This window comes from Jiangella muralis, assembly GCF_001270745.1.
GTDB classification, from domain to species: domain Bacteria; phylum Actinomycetota; class Actinomycetes; order Jiangellales; family Jiangellaceae; genus Jiangella; species Jiangella muralis.
The window spans coordinates 210,124-224,838 of record NZ_LFXL01000025.1; the positions used below are offsets into that span (position 1 = coordinate 210,124).

Here is a 14,715-nt window from a genome sequence, read left to right on the forward strand (position 1 = left end):
AGGAGAAGTCGTGAAGGTACTGGTCACCGGCGGCGCCGGGTTCATCGGCGGGCACGTCGTCGACCAGCTCGTCGAGCAGGGAGCCGAGGTCGTCGTGCTCGACTCGCTGGTCGCGCACGACGCGCCGCCGGACCTGCCGGACGGCGTCGACCTGCGGGTGGCCGACCTGCGCGACGCCGATGCCGTCGCACGCGCCGCCGGCGACGTCGACGCCGTCTGCCACCAGGCCGCCCGCGTCGGGCTGGGCATCGATCTCGGCGACATCGCCGGCTACGTGTCCGACAACGACCTCGGCACCGCCGTGCTGCTGCGCGCGCTGTGGCGGCGCCGGTTCGCCGGCCGTCTCGTCGTCGCCTCGTCGATGGTCGTCTACGGCGAGGGCCGGTACAGCTGCTCACGCGACGGCGCCGTCGCTCCCGGCCCCCGCTCCGTCGCCGACCTCGACGCCGGCCGGTTCGAGCCGCCCTGCCCGCGCTGCGGCGCCCAGCTGTCCTGGGAGCAGGTCGACGAGGACGCGCCACCGGACCCGCACAACGTCTACGCCGCGACGAAGCTGCACACCGAGCACCTGGCGTTCGCGTACGGCCGCGAGACCGGCGCCGCCGTCTGCGCGCTGCGCTACCACAACGTCTACGGCCCGCGGATGCCGCGCGACACCCCGTACGCGGGCGTGGCCAGCATCTTCCGCAGTGCGCTGGCCCGCGGCGAGGCACCGCGCGTCTTCGAGGACGGCGGCCAGTTGCGCGACTTCGTCCACGTCCGCGACGTCGCCCGGGCCAACGTCCTGGCCCTCGGCTCCGGCTGGAGCGGCGCGCTGAACGTCGCCAGCGGCGAGCCGCACCCGATCCTGGACCTCGCGACCGCCCTGTCCGCGGCCTTCGGTGCCGGCTCGCCGCGCCCCGTCGTCACCGGCGAGTACCGCCTCGGCGACGTCCGCCACGTCGTCGCCTCCCCCGGCCGCGCCGCCGACCACCTCGGGTTCACCGCGCGCGTCCCGTTCGCGGCGGGCGTGGCCGAGTTCGCCCACGCGCCGCTGCGGGCCCGGTCACCGCACGGACCCCTCCCGCTGGCGGTGGGTGGACGACCGCGGCCGGACCCGCGGTGGACAGGATCGACAGCACTCGGCGGCGACTGAGCTCCACGGGTCCCTCCTCGGCAGAGGCCTGGACCTGACAGAGCGGAGCCGAACGGACGAACCGCCCGCCGGCAAGCGCTTGCCGACACACCGCAGCGGCCCCGGTCGGGCTGTTGCGATCCGACGCGTTGACATCAGCGCCAACTGTTGGCGCTGACGTCACCCGCTTCCGCACGTACCACCCCGCTCCGGCCGCTCATGCCGACGGCGTTCGGGGTGCCATATTCCCTCGCCGACACCCACACCGAGCGATTCCCGCCGTCCCGGCTGGGACCGCTGGGCCAGGCGTAGGTCAGCCGATCAGGACGTCGCCACGCGGAGTCGTCAGCACGGCGGAGATGCCCGGCGCCGGGTCGTGGACGACCTCCGCCAGGCCGTCGAGGCCCAGCGCCGTGAGAGCAGCGCTCACCCGGTCCGGCTCGGGGTGCCGCAACGTGAGCCCTCCCAGCGTCATGGACGACGACAGGCCCGACGCCGGATGCGGGCTGTCCAGCCAGTCGATCACGAACGGCACGACACCGTCGAAGCCGCCCTCCGGCGGGGTCAGGCGCCAGGTCAGAAGGGTGCCGTCGGACGTGCGGCGGGACATCTCCGCGACGTCACCGGGGTCGTACCCGCGGTCGCGGGCCGCCGCGACGCACCCGTCGATGTCGTCGGTGCGTACCGCCCATCCGACCAGCGCGGGGCCGGTCAGCCCGTCGACGCGCATCGGCCGCGGCCGGGACGGCTCGGGCTGCCCGGGGTCCGGGCCGAGCAGTTCCAGATACCGGCCGGGGCCGAGCCCGACCAGGTGGTTGTGCGTGCCCCGGCCTTCGTGGCGTCCGCCGTAGACCGGTGTCGCTCCGGTCTCCACCGTGACGTGCTCGACCAGCCGGTCGAGATCGGGCCCGGCCCACACCAGGTGGTCGACGTCAACATCCATGGCCCCACCGTAGCGATCCCGCGCTGCCGCCCACGAATAAGGATGGCTTATGCGATACCTAAACTATTGCCGTCTTGCTTTTCCCCTGGCGTGCTGGCCAGAGTGAAGGGCAACGTCTCACGAGCCGGAGGTCCTCCAGTGGTCAGCCACCCCACCAGCGGGCAGGACATGCGCGCTGCCGTCGTCGTCGAACGCGGCGGTCCCGAGGGCCGCGTCGTCCAGAGCCACCCGCGCCCGGTGGCCGGGCCACGGGACGTCCTAATCCGGGTGCGTGCGTGTTCGCTCAACCACCTCGACGTGTTCGTTCGCAAGGGCGTCGCCGGCACCCACCTGCCGCTGCCGCACATCTCCGGCGGCGACATCGCCGGCGAGGTCGCCGGGCTCGGCGCCGAGGTGTCCGGACTCGAGATCGGGCAGCGCGTCCTCGTCGACCCGTTGATCGACGGGAAGGCGCTCGGTGAGGACATGCAGGGCGGCCTGGCCGAGTACGCGGCGGTTCCGGCCGAGAACTGCATCCCGCTGCCCGGCGACGTCGCCTACGAGCAGGCCGCCGCCCTGCCGATCGCCTACGGCACGGCCCGCCGGCAGCTGGTCACCCGGGGCGGCTTGCAGGCCGGGGAGACGGTCGCGATCCTCGGCGCGGCCGGCGGCCTCGGCACCGGCGCCGTGATGATCGCCAAGGCGGTCGGCGCGACGGTCATCGCGTGTGCCGGCTCGCCGGACAAGCTGAAGCGGCTGGCCGAGCTCGGCGCCGACATCGTCATCGACAGCAGCGCCGACGACTGGGGCGCGCAGCTCTGGAAGGCCACCGGCAAGCAGGGTGTCGACCTGATGGTCGACAACACCGGCGCCGCCACCTGGCAGCAGTCGATCCGCGCCACCAAGCCAGGCGGCCGGGTCGTCACCTGCGGCGCCACCAGCGGCTACGAGGTCACCCAGTACCAGCCCTACGTGTGGGTGCGCGAACTGGACATCCGCGGTAGCAACGGCTGGCGGCGCGAGGACCTCGTCGAGCTGCTGGCCATGGTCCAGGACGGGCGGCTGAAGCCGGTCATCGACCGGGTGCTCCCGCTGGACGACATCCGCGAGGCCGAGCGGCTCATCGAGGAGCGGCTGGTCTTCGGCAAGGTCGTCATCACGCCGTGACCCCGCCCGACGTCGATGCCAACCTGGCCGTCCGGCTGCTGCGCCGGGCGGCCGGGCAGCCGGACCGCATCGCCATCCGCCAGGGCGACCGGGCCATCAGCTACGCCGAGCTGGACCGGTCGGTCCGGCAGGCCGGTGCGGTGCTGCGTCGCGCCGGCGTCGAGCCCGGGCACCGGGTCGCCCTGCTGTTCCCCAACGATCACCGGTTCATCGAGGTGCTGCTGGCCGCGATCCGGATCGGTGCCGTCGCCGTGCCGCTCAACACCCGGGCCGGCCCGGCCTCGCTGCGGCAGGTGCTGGCCGACGCGGCCCCCGCGGCGCTCGTCACCCATCCCGAGCTGGCCGGCCATGCCGCGGAACTGGCCGGGCCGTCCGGCCCACCGGTCCTCGTCGCCGACGACGACTGGGCCGGCACGGAATCGCCGGACCTCGCCGCCCACCCCGTCTCCCCCGGCGACGTCTGCCTGCAGCCGTACACGTCGGGCTCCACCGGCGCTCCGAAGGGGTGCCTGCTGACGCACGGCGGGCAGTACTGGAACGCGTCGACCGTCGCCGAGGTGTGGGAACTGAACGACGACGACCGCGGCCTCATCACCGCGCCGATCTACCACAAGAACGCGATGATCTGCGTGGTCAAGCCGCTGCTGCTGGTCGGCGGCACGGTCGTCATCGGCGAGTCGCCCCGCCCGGCCGCCATCCCGGCCGAGGTCGAACGTCATGGCTGCACGTACACGACCGGTGTGCCGGCGACGTACGAGCTCCTGCTCGACAGCGGCGAGCAGGAGAAGCACGACCTGTCGACGCTGCGCTTCGTGATCTGCGGCTCCGCGCCGCTGTCCGACGAGCTCGGCCGGCGCTTCGCCGACGGGCTCGGCGTCCGGGTCATCGAGGCGTACGGGCTGACCGAGGGCGGCCCGCAGGTGCTGATGAACCCGCGCGGCGGCGAACCCCGCTACGGCTACGCGGGGCGGCCGCTACCCGGGTGCGAGGTCCGCCTCCTCGACGTCGACGAGATGCCGGTGGACGGCGTGTCCGGCGTTCCGGAGGTGCCCGCCGGGACCGTGGGCGAGATGTGGGTCCGCAACCCCGGCGTGACCAGCGGCTACCACCGCCTGCCCGCCACGACGGCGGCGCGGATCAGCCCCGACGGCTGGCTGCGCACGGGCGACCTCGCCATCGCCGACGACGGCTGGTACCGGGTCCTCGGCCGGGCCGACGACATGATGAACGTCGGCGGGGAGAACGTCTACCCGATCGAGGTCGAGAAGCTGTTGCTGACCATGCCGGGGGTTCGGCAGGCCGCCGTCGTCCCGGTTCCGCACCCGCGGAAGGGCCAGGTGCCCGTCGCGTTCGTGAAGGCCGACGGACTCACCGAGGACCAGGTCAGGGAGTACGCGCTGGCCCAGGGCGCGCCGCACGCGCACCCGCGCCGGGTCTGGTTCGTCGGCGAACTCCCGCTGGGCGGCACCGGCAAGATCGATCGCGGCTCGCTCGTCGAGTGGGCCACGGAGCGCATGAACCGAATGGAGACGACGTGACGAGTGGCGAGGTCGACCGCGAGCTGGTCGAGTCCCTGCTGACCGGACCCGCCTACCACCAGTGGCTCGGGCTGGAACTGCTCGAGGCCCGGCCCGGCGGCGTGGTGATCGGCATGGCCTGCCGGCCCGACTTCGGCGGCAACACCGACGGGACGTACGTGCACGGCGGCCTGCTCGCCACGCTCGCCGACATCGCCGGTGACTTCGCCCTGGTCACCGAGCTCGGCTACGGCCTGCCCACCATCGACCTGCGGGTGGACTACCTCCGCCCGGCCAAGCCCGACGACTACCTGCGGGCCACCGGCACGGTCGTCCGCAGGGGCCGCACGCTCGGCGTCGCCGACGTCGCCGTGACGAACGGCGACGGCCGGCAGCTCGCCGTCGCCCGTGGGTTGTACAGCACCGCGGCGCCGTGACTCACGCCTGGACCGTCGCCGGGTCGAGAGCGTCCTCGGCGCGGAGCTGACGGCTGACGGCGGCCAGCGCCTCCAACGTCTTCCGGACGGCGGGCACGGTCGCCAGGGCCGGCGTCGTGTAGGCGCTGATCGCGCGGACGGGTGCGGGAGCGACGGGGCGCAGTTCCAGCCGGCCGAGCCGGATCGAGGACAGCATCAGGCTGGACAACAGGGCCACCCCGAAGCCCTCGGAGACCAGGCTGTGCACGGCCACGTAGTCGTCGGTGGAGAACCCGATGTCCGGCTCGAAACCGGCGTCCTGGCAGGTGTCCATCAGTTGCCGGCGACAGCGGGGGCAGCCGGCGATCCAGCGCTCCCCGCGCAGCCGGCCGAACGCGATCGGCCGCTTGTCGCCGGCCAGCCGGTGCCCCTGCGGGAGGGCCAGGTGCAGCGGGTCGTCGCAGAGCGGCACCCGCAGCAACTCCGCCGGCTCGGCCTCGGGCGGACGGCGATACGTGTAGCCGATCACGATGTCGCACGATCCCTGGCGCAGCAGATCCAGCGATTCCGGCGGCTCGGCCTCCACCAGGGTGAAATGGACGCCCGGATGATCACGCCCGACCATGCCCAGCGCCCGCGGCAGGATGGTGGCGCTGCTACTGGGGAAGGAGGCGATCCGGACGGTACCGGTCTCGAGATCGGTGATCGCGGAGACCTCCTTGGTCGCCAGCGCCAGCCGCGCCAGGATGGCCTCGGCGTGCTGCAGCAGGACCTCTCCCGCCTCGGTCAGCCTGGTCTTGCCGGGATTGCGCAACAGGATCGGCGTGCGCACCGCCCGTTCGAGCGCCCGCATCTGCTGGCTCGCCGCGGGTTGGGAGAACCCGAGTTCGCGCGCCGCGGCGGAGAGCGAACCCGTCGTGGCGACCTTCTGCAGCAGCTGGAGGTGACGGATCTCGATCATGCGAGCCTCCCATAAGCAGTTTCAATGCAAACGCTAACAAATATGTGTCTTCCTTTGAGATCGCCTCGGTGTCAGGGTGGCATCATGTTTGCGCCCCACCTGCCCGACCGTCACTGGTTGAACGAAGCCCTGGCCGTGCTGGAGGCGGACCACAACCGCACCGGCGACACTCACCTGCTGCGGTTCCCGTTGCCGCCGCAGTGGGGGGTCGACCTGTACCTCAAGGACGAGTCGGTGTACCCGACCGGCTCGCTGAAGCACCGGCTGGCCCGCTCGCTGATGCTCTACGGGCTGATCAACGGCTGGATCCGGGAGGGCACGACGGTCGTCGAGGCGTCCAGCGGCTCCACGGCCGTCTCCGAGGCGTACTTCGCGCAGCTGCTCGACCTGCCGTTCGTCGCCGTCGTGCCGCGCCGCACCAGTCCGGCGAAGCTGGCCCTGATCGAGAGCTACGGCGGGCGCTGTCACCTCGTCGACGATGCCGCGGCGGTGTATGCCGAGGCGGCGCGGCTGGCCGACGAGCTCGGCGGCCACTACCTCGACCAGTTCACCCACGCCGCGGCGGCCAACGACGCCGGCGACACCCCAGGACTGGCGCAGTCGATCATGGGCCAGATGCGGCTGGAGCGCCATCCGGTGCCGCGGTGGATCGTCGTCGGCGTGGGCACCGGCGGGACCAGCGCCACGCTCGGGCGCTACGTCCGGCGCCATCGGCTGTCCACTGGCATCCTCGCCGTCGATCCGGAGGGTTCGGCGTACCACGAGGCCTGGCGCACGGGCGACCCGGCGGTCACCACGGGCGGCTCGCGGATCGAGGGCATCGGCCGCCCCCGGGTGGAGCCGTCGTTCGTGCCCGGCGTCGTCGACCGGATGCTGCCGGTGCCCGACGCCGCCTCCGTCGCGGCCATGCTGCACCTGCGTCGCGCCACCGGCAGCGTGGCCGGCCCGTCGACCGGAACCAACCTCTGGGGGTCGTTCCAGGTCGTGTCCGAGCTCGTGCGCGCGGGGACGACGGGCAGCGTCGTGACGCTGATCTGCGACCGCGGCGACCGGTATGCGGACACGTTCCACGACGACGCCTGGCGGGCAGCGCAGGGCATCGACCCGGAGCCGTACCTGACCGCGATCGAGGACTTCCTCTCCGGCACACCGGTGCTCGAGCACGTGTGAGTCCGCTGGCTCGCTAGCGCCCGACCAGACCGCTGCCGCCGTCGACGGGAAGGACGACGCCGGTGATCCAGGCCGCCTCGGCCGACACGAGGAAGGCCACCGCGGCGGCGACGTCCTCCGGCCGGCCCACCCGACCCAGCGGGTACTCGGCGGCGCGCCGCTCCAGCAGTGCGTGATAGTCGGCGGGGTCCATGCCGCTCTCGATCCAGATCCGGCTCTCGACCAGCGAGGGCCGCACCACGTTGACCCGGACCCCGTTCGGGGCGAGCTCGAGGGCCAGCGCGCGGGTGAACGTCTCGACGCCGCCCTTGGCCGCGGCGTAGGCGCTCACGCCGGCCTGCGGGCTCGAGGCTATGGACGAGCTCACGGTGACGATCGAGCCGCCGCTGCCGGCGAGGGCCGGCGCGAAGGCCCGGCACGAGTACATCGTGCCGAGGAGGTTGACCTCGACCTGGCGGACCAGGTCGTCGGTCGTCGCCGTGGCGAGCTCGCTCCGGCCGACGATCCCGGCACACGTGACCAGCGCGTCGACCCGTCCAGTGTCGGCGAGCACGCGCGCGGCGACGGCGTCGACGGCGGCCGGATCGCTGACGTCCGCGCCGTACCGGGCGCTGGTGCGTCCGATCGGCACGACGCGATAGCCGTCCGCCTCCAGCCGCTGGCACACCGCGAGGCCGATGCCGGCGGTTCCGCCGGTGACGACCGCCACCGGGTCGGGCCCGGTCATGCGCGCACCGGGTCGGCGTCCTCGAACATGGCGAAGTGGCGGTCGAGATGGTCCCGCGAGGGCGGGGTCGTGACCAGGCTGCCGCCCACGAGGATCAGCACGCCCACGACGCCGGCCGGCAGTGCCGGGTTCCAGCCGCCCAGGTCGAGCGAGATCCAGCCCTGGTACAGGCAGAGGAACAGGATCTCGGAGATCACCATCGACGCCACCGCCGCGGCCGCGGTGGCACGGCGCCAGTAGAGGCCGGCCATCAACGTCGGGAAGATGAGGAAGACCGCCGGCCAGGTGATGCCGAGGATGATCGACAGGATCGTGCTCGGCCCGTAGAACGCCACCAGCAGCCCGCCGGCGACCAGCAGCGGCAGCATGACCCGCGTCGTCAGGGTGAGGAACCGGTCGGAATCGCCGCCGCTGCGCCGGTGCACGACCGGAGCGACGTACTCCTTGGCCACCATGGAGCTCATGGTGAGCACGATCGAGTTCGCCGTGCTCCCGGTGGCGGCGATGATGGCCAGGATGGCGATGAGCGTCAGCCACTCGGGCAGCACGTCGATGATCATCGTCGGGTAGATGGCCTCCGGCGCGTCGAAGCCGGGAAGGGTGACGACGCCGACCATGGCGATGAAGAAGGCGAAGATGTAGATGATCGCGGTGCCGATCGGCAGCGACAGCGCCATGAACTTCAGCGTGCTGTGGTTGCGGGCCGCCATCCACCGCTGCTGCAGCTGCGGCATGGTGAAGTGCGCCGCGGCGAAGATGACCATCACCGAGATCAGGTACGGCAGGCCGAAGACCCCGTTGGGGCCGGGGACGGACAGCAGTTCGGCCGACTGGTCCTCGACGGCGTCCATCAGGTCGGAGAACCCGCCGGTGGCGCTGTAGACGAGGATCAGCATGGCCACGCCGAGCAGGACGTACATCAGCGCACCCTGCAGCACGTCGGTCCACACCACGCTGCGGAACCCGCCGGACATCACGTACAGCGTGACCACCACGGCGAGGAAGACCGCACCGGCCCAGTACGGGATCCCGCCGCCGGTGACGGCCTCGAGGGTCAGGCCGCTGCCGCGGAACTGCGCGCCCATGTACGGCACCAGCGCGACGATCATGATCACCCCGGCGACCAGCCCGACGGACCGCGCCTGGAACCGGTCGGACAGGTACTCGGTGACGTTGACGAAGCCGTAGCGGCGGGCCACCAGCCAGATCCGGGTTCCCGCGAAGTACAGGATCGGGCCGACGACGGCGGTGCTGACGACCTGGATCCACGGCCCGATGCCGTCGGTGTAGTACTGGCCGGTGATCCCGAAGTAGGAGAAGGCGCTGAACAGGGTGGCGGTCACGGTGAAGAAGGCCGGGACCTTCCCGAGCTTGCGGCTGCCGAGGACGAAGTCCTCCATCGTGCTGCTCGTGCCGCGATGGCCCAAGTAGCCGAGGTAGACCATGACGGCGGCGAAGCAGCACAGAGCGATCCACATGGCGGTGACGGACATGTCCTGCCTCTCAGCTCTCGTCGTCGGACGACGGGGAGTTGCGCCTGACGATCTCGGCGTACGGGTCCCAGCGATACGCGATCCAGGCCACGTAGCCGACGAAGGCCGCGGTCCACAGGATCCAGAAGAACAGCGACGCCGGGATCACCCCGAGGACCATCGGTTCGTACTCGCCCTGCGGCCACGGCGCGACCATCAGTGCGGCCAGGACGAGGCCGATGACCACCGCGATGACACGGCGGCGTCGGGTGCCGGGGCCAGCCGGCTGGCGATCCTCACTCACAGTGCATGTTCCTTCCGCGCGGGCGAACCTGCTGGTCATGTCGGCGGGGCCGGCGTGTCCGGCCACGGTCGCACGGGTCTGCGGCCAAGGCAATCCACATGATGTTTAACTGTCCCATAGGCAGCGCTTATGTCCGCGTGCGGGGGCCGGTAGATGGCGTGTGCTCGTATCGTCGAGTCGAACGCACGTTCTGCATGGGCAGCGACCCGTTTCGACGACGGCGGCGGCCGGCCACTTCGTGTCCTCGGGCATGATGAGCCGATGCCCGAGGACAACCTGGCGCGGCGCGTCGAGGCGGCGTGGGGGGACATCGGGTATCGGCGGCCGTTCCGGCGGCACCAGCGCCTCGCCCTCGACGCGCTGGGCGAGGCGTTCGCGGCGGGGCGGCGGCGGGCGTGGGTGGTGTTGCCGCCCGGCGCCGGCAAGACCCTCGTCGGGCTGGAGGCGGCCCGCCGCCTCGGGCAGCCGATGGTGGTGTTCGGGCCGAACACGGCCATCCAGGGACAGTGGATCGCGGCCTGGCGCGAGTTCACCCCGGCACACCTCCCGGCGGGAACGGACCGCAGCCTGGACCGGCCCGTGACGGCGCTGACGTATCAGGCGCTGGCCAGCTTCGACCCGGACGCGGAGGTCGACGAGGAGGGGCACGGGCGGACGGGCGGCCTGCGCGGCCGGCTGCACGAGAACGGCCGCGCGCTGGTCGAGGCGCTCGAGACTGCCGGGCCGATCACCCTCGTCCTCGACGAGTGTCACCACCTGCTCGAGGTGTGGGGCCGGCTGCTGGCCGAACTGCTCGACGACCTGCCCGAGGCGCACGTCATCGGGCTGACGGGGACGCCGCCGAGCACCCTGACCGCCGGCCAGGCAGAGCTGGTCGACCGGCTGTTCGGGTCGCCACTCTTCAGCACGTCGATCCCGTCGGTCGTGCGGGAGGGGCATCTCGCGCCGTTCGCCGAACTGGCCTGGTTCACGTCGCCGTCGCCGACGGAGTCGCAGTGGCTGGCCGCGGAGGCCGAGCGGTTCGCGGAGCTCCAGAACGACCTGCTCGCACCGGACTTCGCCAGTGTCGGCCTGCTGAGCTGGCTGGACGAGCGATTCGTGACGCGGCGGGCCGGCACCGGCCCGGCGCCGCCGCTCGCGTGGTCCCGGCTCGAGGGCGACGCGCCGGAGCTGGCGGCGGCCGCGCTCCGCTTCCACCACGCCGGGCTGCTCGCCCTCCCCGACGGCGCTGTCGCACGCGAGGAGCACCGGCACGACCCGACCGCGCAGGACTGGGTGACGCTGCTGCACGACTGGGTGTCGGCGGGCCTGCTGACCTCGGACGACCCACGCGACCGAGCCGCCGTCGACGCGATCAGGGGCGCCCTGCCGGGAATCGGGTACCAGCTCACCAAGCGCGGCATCCGCCGCGGCCGCTCCCCCGTCGACCGGGTACTGGCCCGGAGCGAGGCGACCACCGACGCCACGGTGGAGATCCTGGCCGCCGAGACGGCGAACCTCGGCGACCGGCTGCGCGCCCTGGTGCTGTGCGACCACGAGCGGGCCGCGGCCACCCTGCCGGCCCGGCTGCGCGGCGTCCTCGACGCCGAGGCGGGATCGGCGCGGCTCGTGCTCGCCCGCCTGGTGTCCGACCCACGCACCGCCACGCTGCGCCCGGTGCTGGTCACGGGGCGTGCCGTGGCCGCAGACGCGGTCACGGCACGCGAGCTGGTGACGTTCGTCCGCGAGCACGCACCCGGCCTCGACCTGGACGACGTCCCGGAGCGCGCCACGGGGACGGTCGACGTCACCGGCCGCTGGCGGTCCCGGCACTGGGTGCCGCTGGTCACCCGCTTCTACGAGACCGGCGCGACGCGTGCGCTGGTCGGCACGCGGGCACTGCTCGGCGAGGGCTGGGACGCCAGGGGCGTCAACACGCTCGTCGACCTGACGACCGCCACCACCCCGACCGCGGTGGTGCAGACCCGCGGCCGGGCGCTGCGCGTCGACCCGGACTGGCCCGAGAAGGTGGCGCACACCTGGACCATCGTGTGCGTCTCCGAGGAGCATCCCGGCGGCACGAGCGGCTGGGACCGGTTCGTCCGCAAGCACGACGGCTACTTCGCCGTCACCGACTCCGGCGAGATCGCCGCCGGCGTCGGCCACGTCGACCCCCGGCTCTCGCCGTACGCGCCGCCGCCGGTCGCCGAGTTCGCCGCCGAGAACGCCCTGATGCTCGCCCGGGCCGAGGACCGGGAGCGGGTGCGGGCGTTGTGGCAGGTCGGCACGCCGTACCGCGACGAGCTGATGCACACCATCCGGGTGACGCCGCGGCCCGGCGAGTCGGCGCGACCCGGGCCCGGCCCGGGACCCGGCCACCGGCCGCCCGCCCTGGTCCCGGCTTCACACGGCGCCGGCCGGGACGGTCAGCCACCGGCTCAGCTGTACGGACGGTCGAACCGCTGGCGGGCCGCGGCCGCGCTGACAGCACTACTGACGGCCGTGCTGGCGGTGGCGGCGCTGTGGTGGCCGGCCGCCGTGACGCTGACGCTCGGCGCGGCCGCCGGCGGGGTGCGCGTGCGCCGCGTCCGTGCCGCCCAGCTGCGTGCCGGGCGGGACCTCGCCGAACTGGCGACCGGGCCGGACCCGCTCGCCTTCGCCTGCGCCGTCGCCGACGCCCTGCACGAGGCGGGGCTGTCCGAGGCCGGCGCCGCCGCGGTGACCACCGACGTCGAGCGCGACGGCACGTACCGCCTCGTCCTCACCGGGACGAGCGCCGAGACGTCCGCCCTGTTCGTCGCCGCGCTCGACGAGCTGCTCGCACCGCTGGTCTCACCCCGGTACGTGGTGCCGCGCTACCTCGTCGAGACGATCCCGGACCGTCCCGAGGCGCTGCGCCGGGCCGGCCGCGACTGGCTCGCGGGCGACGCGCCGCCGAACACGGTCGTCTACCACGCGGTGCCGACGGTCCTAGGCGCCAACGTGCGCCGGGTGCGCGCCTTCGCCGCGGCCTGGAACCGCTGGGTGAGCGGCGGTGACCCCGTGCGCACCGCCACCCCCGAGGGCGAGGGGATCCTCCTCACCCACCGCGGGCACGATCCGTTCGCGGCGACGACGGCGCTGCGCGTGGCGTGGCGGTGACCGCCGGCGTAACGGCCCAAGACGGCCCAGGGTGGCCCGGTCTGAGCCGGCATCAGCTATCGGTCTCATCGAGCCACCATGCCCGCGGACAGGTCGATGTCCGCCCCGGTGAGACCGCCCAGGCGCACGATGGACAGCACCGCCTCGGCCACCTCCTGCTCGGTGACCATGCGCTGCATGGCGGCGCGCAGGACGAACTCGCGACGCACCTCCTCTTCCGGCAGCCCTGTGCGTACGGCCTCGCGGGTGAAGTTCCGCTGCATCCGAGGCCCTTCGACGGGACCGGGCGACAGGGTGTTCACCTTGATCCCCAGCGGTCCCACCTCGTGTGCCAGGGTGGTGGTCAGTCCGATCACGGCCATCTTCGAAGCGGTGTACGGAGTGCGGCCCACGAGCGGGCGCTTCCCGGAGACCGACGCCAGGTTGACGATGTCCCCGGTGCGTCCTTCCGCCATGGCGGGGATGAATGCCTGGCACATCAAGTAGGTGCCACGGACGTTGACCGCGAACACGTCGTCCCACTCCGCCGGGGTGACGTCGGTCAAGGCAGCCACCGGGCCGGCGACCCCGGCGTTGTTCACCAGGATGGTCACCGCTGACGACGTCGACCCGTCCTCGGCGCTGGGCTCCCCCGGGCGACGAGCCCGGGCGGCCACCCACGACGACACCCGATCGTGCATGGCGGTGACGGAACCAGGATCCGCGACGTCCACCGGCGCCACGAACGACTCGCCGGCCAGCAGCGACGCCGTCGTCTCGAGGTTGCCGACGTCCCGCCCGGCCAGGACGACGGTGGCGCCGGCGGCGTCCAGTGCGATGCTGATGGCTCGGCCGAGCCCGTTGCCGGCGCCGGTGACCACGGCGATCCGGCCGACAATCGGGTCACGGCAGTCCGGGGCGGTGGCCGAGGTCGCGGCGGCGCCAGCGGTCGGAGTCGGCGTCGATCTGGGCACGGGTCAGGGCTTGTAGGTGCCGCGGCGGTGGGGGCCGAGCACCTGCCGGAAGCGAAGGTCGGCCTGGGTCCGCTCGATGAAGGCGAGGAAGTACCGCGAGCCGTAGCGGACGGCTATCGCACGGGCCCGCTCGAGGTCGCGGCCCGCACCTTCGAGATCCCCCATCCCCATGCGGGCCGCGCCTACGGCGTGAAGTGCGGGAGCCAGACCCCGCGCACAGCCGGACTGGGCGCGGACCTCCAGTGCGTCGAGCAACCACGTCAGTCCCTCTTCGGCCTTGCCGGCCTCGTGGAGGATCTGGCCGAGGTGACGCGCGGCCTCGTACCGGCCGACGCTGCCGACGCCCTGGGGCGAGATCTCGTAGGCATGCATGAGGATGGGCCAGGCGGTGTCGGGGTCGAGCCTGTCGACGTGGTGGAAGATGCCGATGAAGGCGAGCGCGCTGGCCTCACCTTCTTGGTCGCCGAGGACGTGGTACCTCTCGGCGGACTCCTCGAACGCCGCCAGCTCGGCGGACTGGTCGGGGGTGCCCATGCAGAAGTCGATGTGCAGGGCCATGCCGCGCTCGTACAGGTAGTGGGCCCGGAGCCGGTCATCAGGCTCTGTGGTCAACGCCCGGTCGACGGCCTCGAGGAGGTCGTGCTTGCGACCGGGGTCGTGCAGGCACATCGTCCAGTCCTGCTCGTTCATGACCTGGGCGCGCGCCAGGTCGACCGCGACGCCACCGAGCGTGTCGTCTGCGGCCGCACGAGCCAGGTTCAGCTGGGCGAAGGCTCGCTCCCACTGTGCGGAATCGGCGAGTTCGAGTGCACTGGTGATGCGGTCGACTGTGTGGTTGCTGGCCATGGTGATCACGTCCAAGACTTGTACGG

13 protein-coding genes are annotated in these 14,715 nt (G+C 72.7%); 6 read left to right on the forward strand and 7 right to left on the reverse strand.

All coding sequences use genetic code 11. The features are described 5' to 3' along the window. Positions 1–10: 10 nt before the first annotated feature. Positions 11–1,135: an NAD-dependent epimerase/dehydratase family protein gene (locus tag ACW62_RS21215; protein WP_083460000.1), complete on the forward strand. Its 1,125-nt coding sequence runs from the start codon at positions 11–13 to the stop codon at positions 1,133–1,135. Positions 1,136–1,427: 292 nt separating this feature from the next. Here the strand turns inward: ACW62_RS21215 and ACW62_RS21220 are convergent, their stop codons facing one another. Beyond that, the gene (locus ACW62_RS21220; protein ID WP_053206108.1) at positions 1,428–2,057 is read right to left on the reverse strand and encodes a VOC family protein; all 630 of its coding nucleotides are present in this window, start codon (positions 2,055–2,057) and stop codon (positions 1,428–1,430) included. 138 nt (positions 2,058–2,195) lie between these two features. On the opposite strand from ACW62_RS21220, the gene ACW62_RS21225 reads away from it, so the two are divergent. The 3 genes from ACW62_RS21225 to ACW62_RS21235 are packed head-to-tail and all read left to right on the forward strand — an operon-like array spanning position 2,196 to position 5,157. Further along, positions 2,196–3,203, forward strand: coding sequence for a zinc-binding dehydrogenase (locus tag ACW62_RS21225; RefSeq protein ID WP_053206109.1), 1,008 nt, complete (start codon positions 2,196–2,198; stop codon positions 3,201–3,203). Next, positions 3,200–4,741 (forward strand): class I adenylate-forming enzyme family protein, encoded by a 1,542-nt coding sequence (locus ACW62_RS21230; RefSeq protein WP_053206110.1) that lies wholly within the window; start codon positions 3,200–3,202, stop codon positions 4,739–4,741. Before ACW62_RS21225 ends, ACW62_RS21230 begins: the two co-directional genes overlap by 4 nt. Further along, a complete protein-coding gene (locus ACW62_RS21235; RefSeq protein ID WP_053206111.1) occupies positions 4,738–5,157 on the forward strand; it encodes a PaaI family thioesterase in 420 nt (139 codons plus the stop codon). The genes ACW62_RS21230 and ACW62_RS21235 overlap by 4 nt, the downstream gene beginning before the upstream one ends. A 1-nt stretch (position 5,158) precedes the next feature. On the opposite strand, the gene ACW62_RS21240 is transcribed toward ACW62_RS21235, so the two are convergent. Next, the gene (locus ACW62_RS21240; protein ID WP_053206112.1) at positions 5,159–6,097 is read right to left on the reverse strand and encodes a LysR family transcriptional regulator; all 939 of its coding nucleotides are present in this window, start codon (positions 6,095–6,097) and stop codon (positions 5,159–5,161) included. An 84-nt stretch (positions 6,098–6,181) separates the two neighbouring features. Here ACW62_RS21240 and ACW62_RS21245 point away from each other — a divergent pair, with 84 nt between their 5' ends. Continuing rightward, positions 6,182–7,267, forward strand: a complete 1,086-nt coding sequence (locus tag ACW62_RS21245; RefSeq protein WP_053206113.1) for a PLP-dependent cysteine synthase family protein — start codon at positions 6,182–6,184, stop codon at positions 7,265–7,267. A gap of 13 nt (positions 7,268–7,280) precedes the next feature. On the opposite strand, the gene ACW62_RS21250 is transcribed toward ACW62_RS21245, so the two are convergent. From ACW62_RS21250 to ACW62_RS21260, 3 genes are read right to left on the reverse strand one after another with little or no spacing between them, the layout of a single operon-like run. Continuing rightward, the gene (locus tag ACW62_RS21250; RefSeq protein WP_053206114.1) at positions 7,281–7,994 is read right to left on the reverse strand and encodes an SDR family NAD(P)-dependent oxidoreductase; all 714 of its coding nucleotides are present in this window, start codon (positions 7,992–7,994) and stop codon (positions 7,281–7,283) included. After that, positions 7,991–9,487, reverse strand: coding sequence for a sodium:solute symporter family protein (locus ACW62_RS21255; RefSeq protein WP_053206115.1), 1,497 nt, complete (start codon positions 9,485–9,487; stop codon positions 7,991–7,993). The genes ACW62_RS21250 and ACW62_RS21255 overlap by 4 nt, the downstream gene beginning before the upstream one ends. Before the next feature lie 10 nt (positions 9,488–9,497). Beyond that, complete coding sequence (locus ACW62_RS21260) at positions 9,498–9,770, reverse strand: hypothetical protein (protein WP_157574891.1); 273 nt, start codon at positions 9,768–9,770, stop codon at positions 9,498–9,500. A 261-nt stretch (positions 9,771–10,031) separates the two neighbouring features. On the opposite strand from ACW62_RS21260, the gene ACW62_RS21265 reads away from it, so the two are divergent. Then, on the forward strand, positions 10,032–12,890 hold the full coding sequence (locus ACW62_RS21265) for a DEAD/DEAH box helicase family protein (RefSeq protein ID WP_083460001.1): 2,859 nt from the start codon (positions 10,032–10,034) through the stop codon (positions 12,888–12,890). Between the two features lie 65 nt (positions 12,891–12,955). Here the strand turns inward: ACW62_RS21265 and ACW62_RS21270 are convergent, their stop codons facing one another. Next, entirely contained in the window at positions 12,956–13,768 is an 813-nt protein-coding gene (locus ACW62_RS21270) for an SDR family NAD(P)-dependent oxidoreductase (protein WP_053206154.1), read from the reverse strand. A 78-nt stretch (positions 13,769–13,846) separates the two neighbouring features. Then, a complete protein-coding gene (locus ACW62_RS21275) occupies positions 13,847–14,689 on the reverse strand; it encodes a hypothetical protein (protein ID WP_157574892.1) in 843 nt (280 codons plus the stop codon). Between the last annotated feature and the right edge of the window lie 26 nt (positions 14,690–14,715).

Excerpts from the sequence above, each read along its gene's own strand:
- ACW62_RS21220 (WP_053206108.1), bottom strand. The coding sequence starts at position 2,057 with ATGGATGTTGACGTCGACCACCTGGTGTGGGCCGGGCCCGATCTCGAC.
- ACW62_RS21240 (WP_053206112.1), bottom strand. The coding sequence starts at position 6,097 with ATGATCGAGATCCGTCACCTCCAGCTGCTGCAGAAGGTCGCCACGACG.
- ACW62_RS21245 (WP_053206113.1), top strand. The coding sequence starts at position 6,182 with ATGTTTGCGCCCCACCTGCCCGACCGTCACTGGTTGAACGAAGCCCTG.
- ACW62_RS21250 (WP_053206114.1), bottom strand. The coding sequence starts at position 7,994 with ATGACCGGGCCCGACCCGGTGGCGGTCGTCACCGGCGGAACCGCCGGC.
- ACW62_RS21255 (WP_053206115.1), bottom strand. The coding sequence starts at position 9,487 with ATGTCCGTCACCGCCATGTGGATCGCTCTGTGCTGCTTCGCCGCCGTC.
- ACW62_RS21265 (WP_083460001.1), top strand. The coding sequence starts at position 10,032 with ATGCCCGAGGACAACCTGGCGCGGCGCGTCGAGGCGGCGTGGGGGGAC.
- ACW62_RS21275 (WP_157574892.1), bottom strand. The coding sequence starts at position 14,689 with ATGGCCAGCAACCACACAGTCGACCGCATCACCAGTGCACTCGAACTC.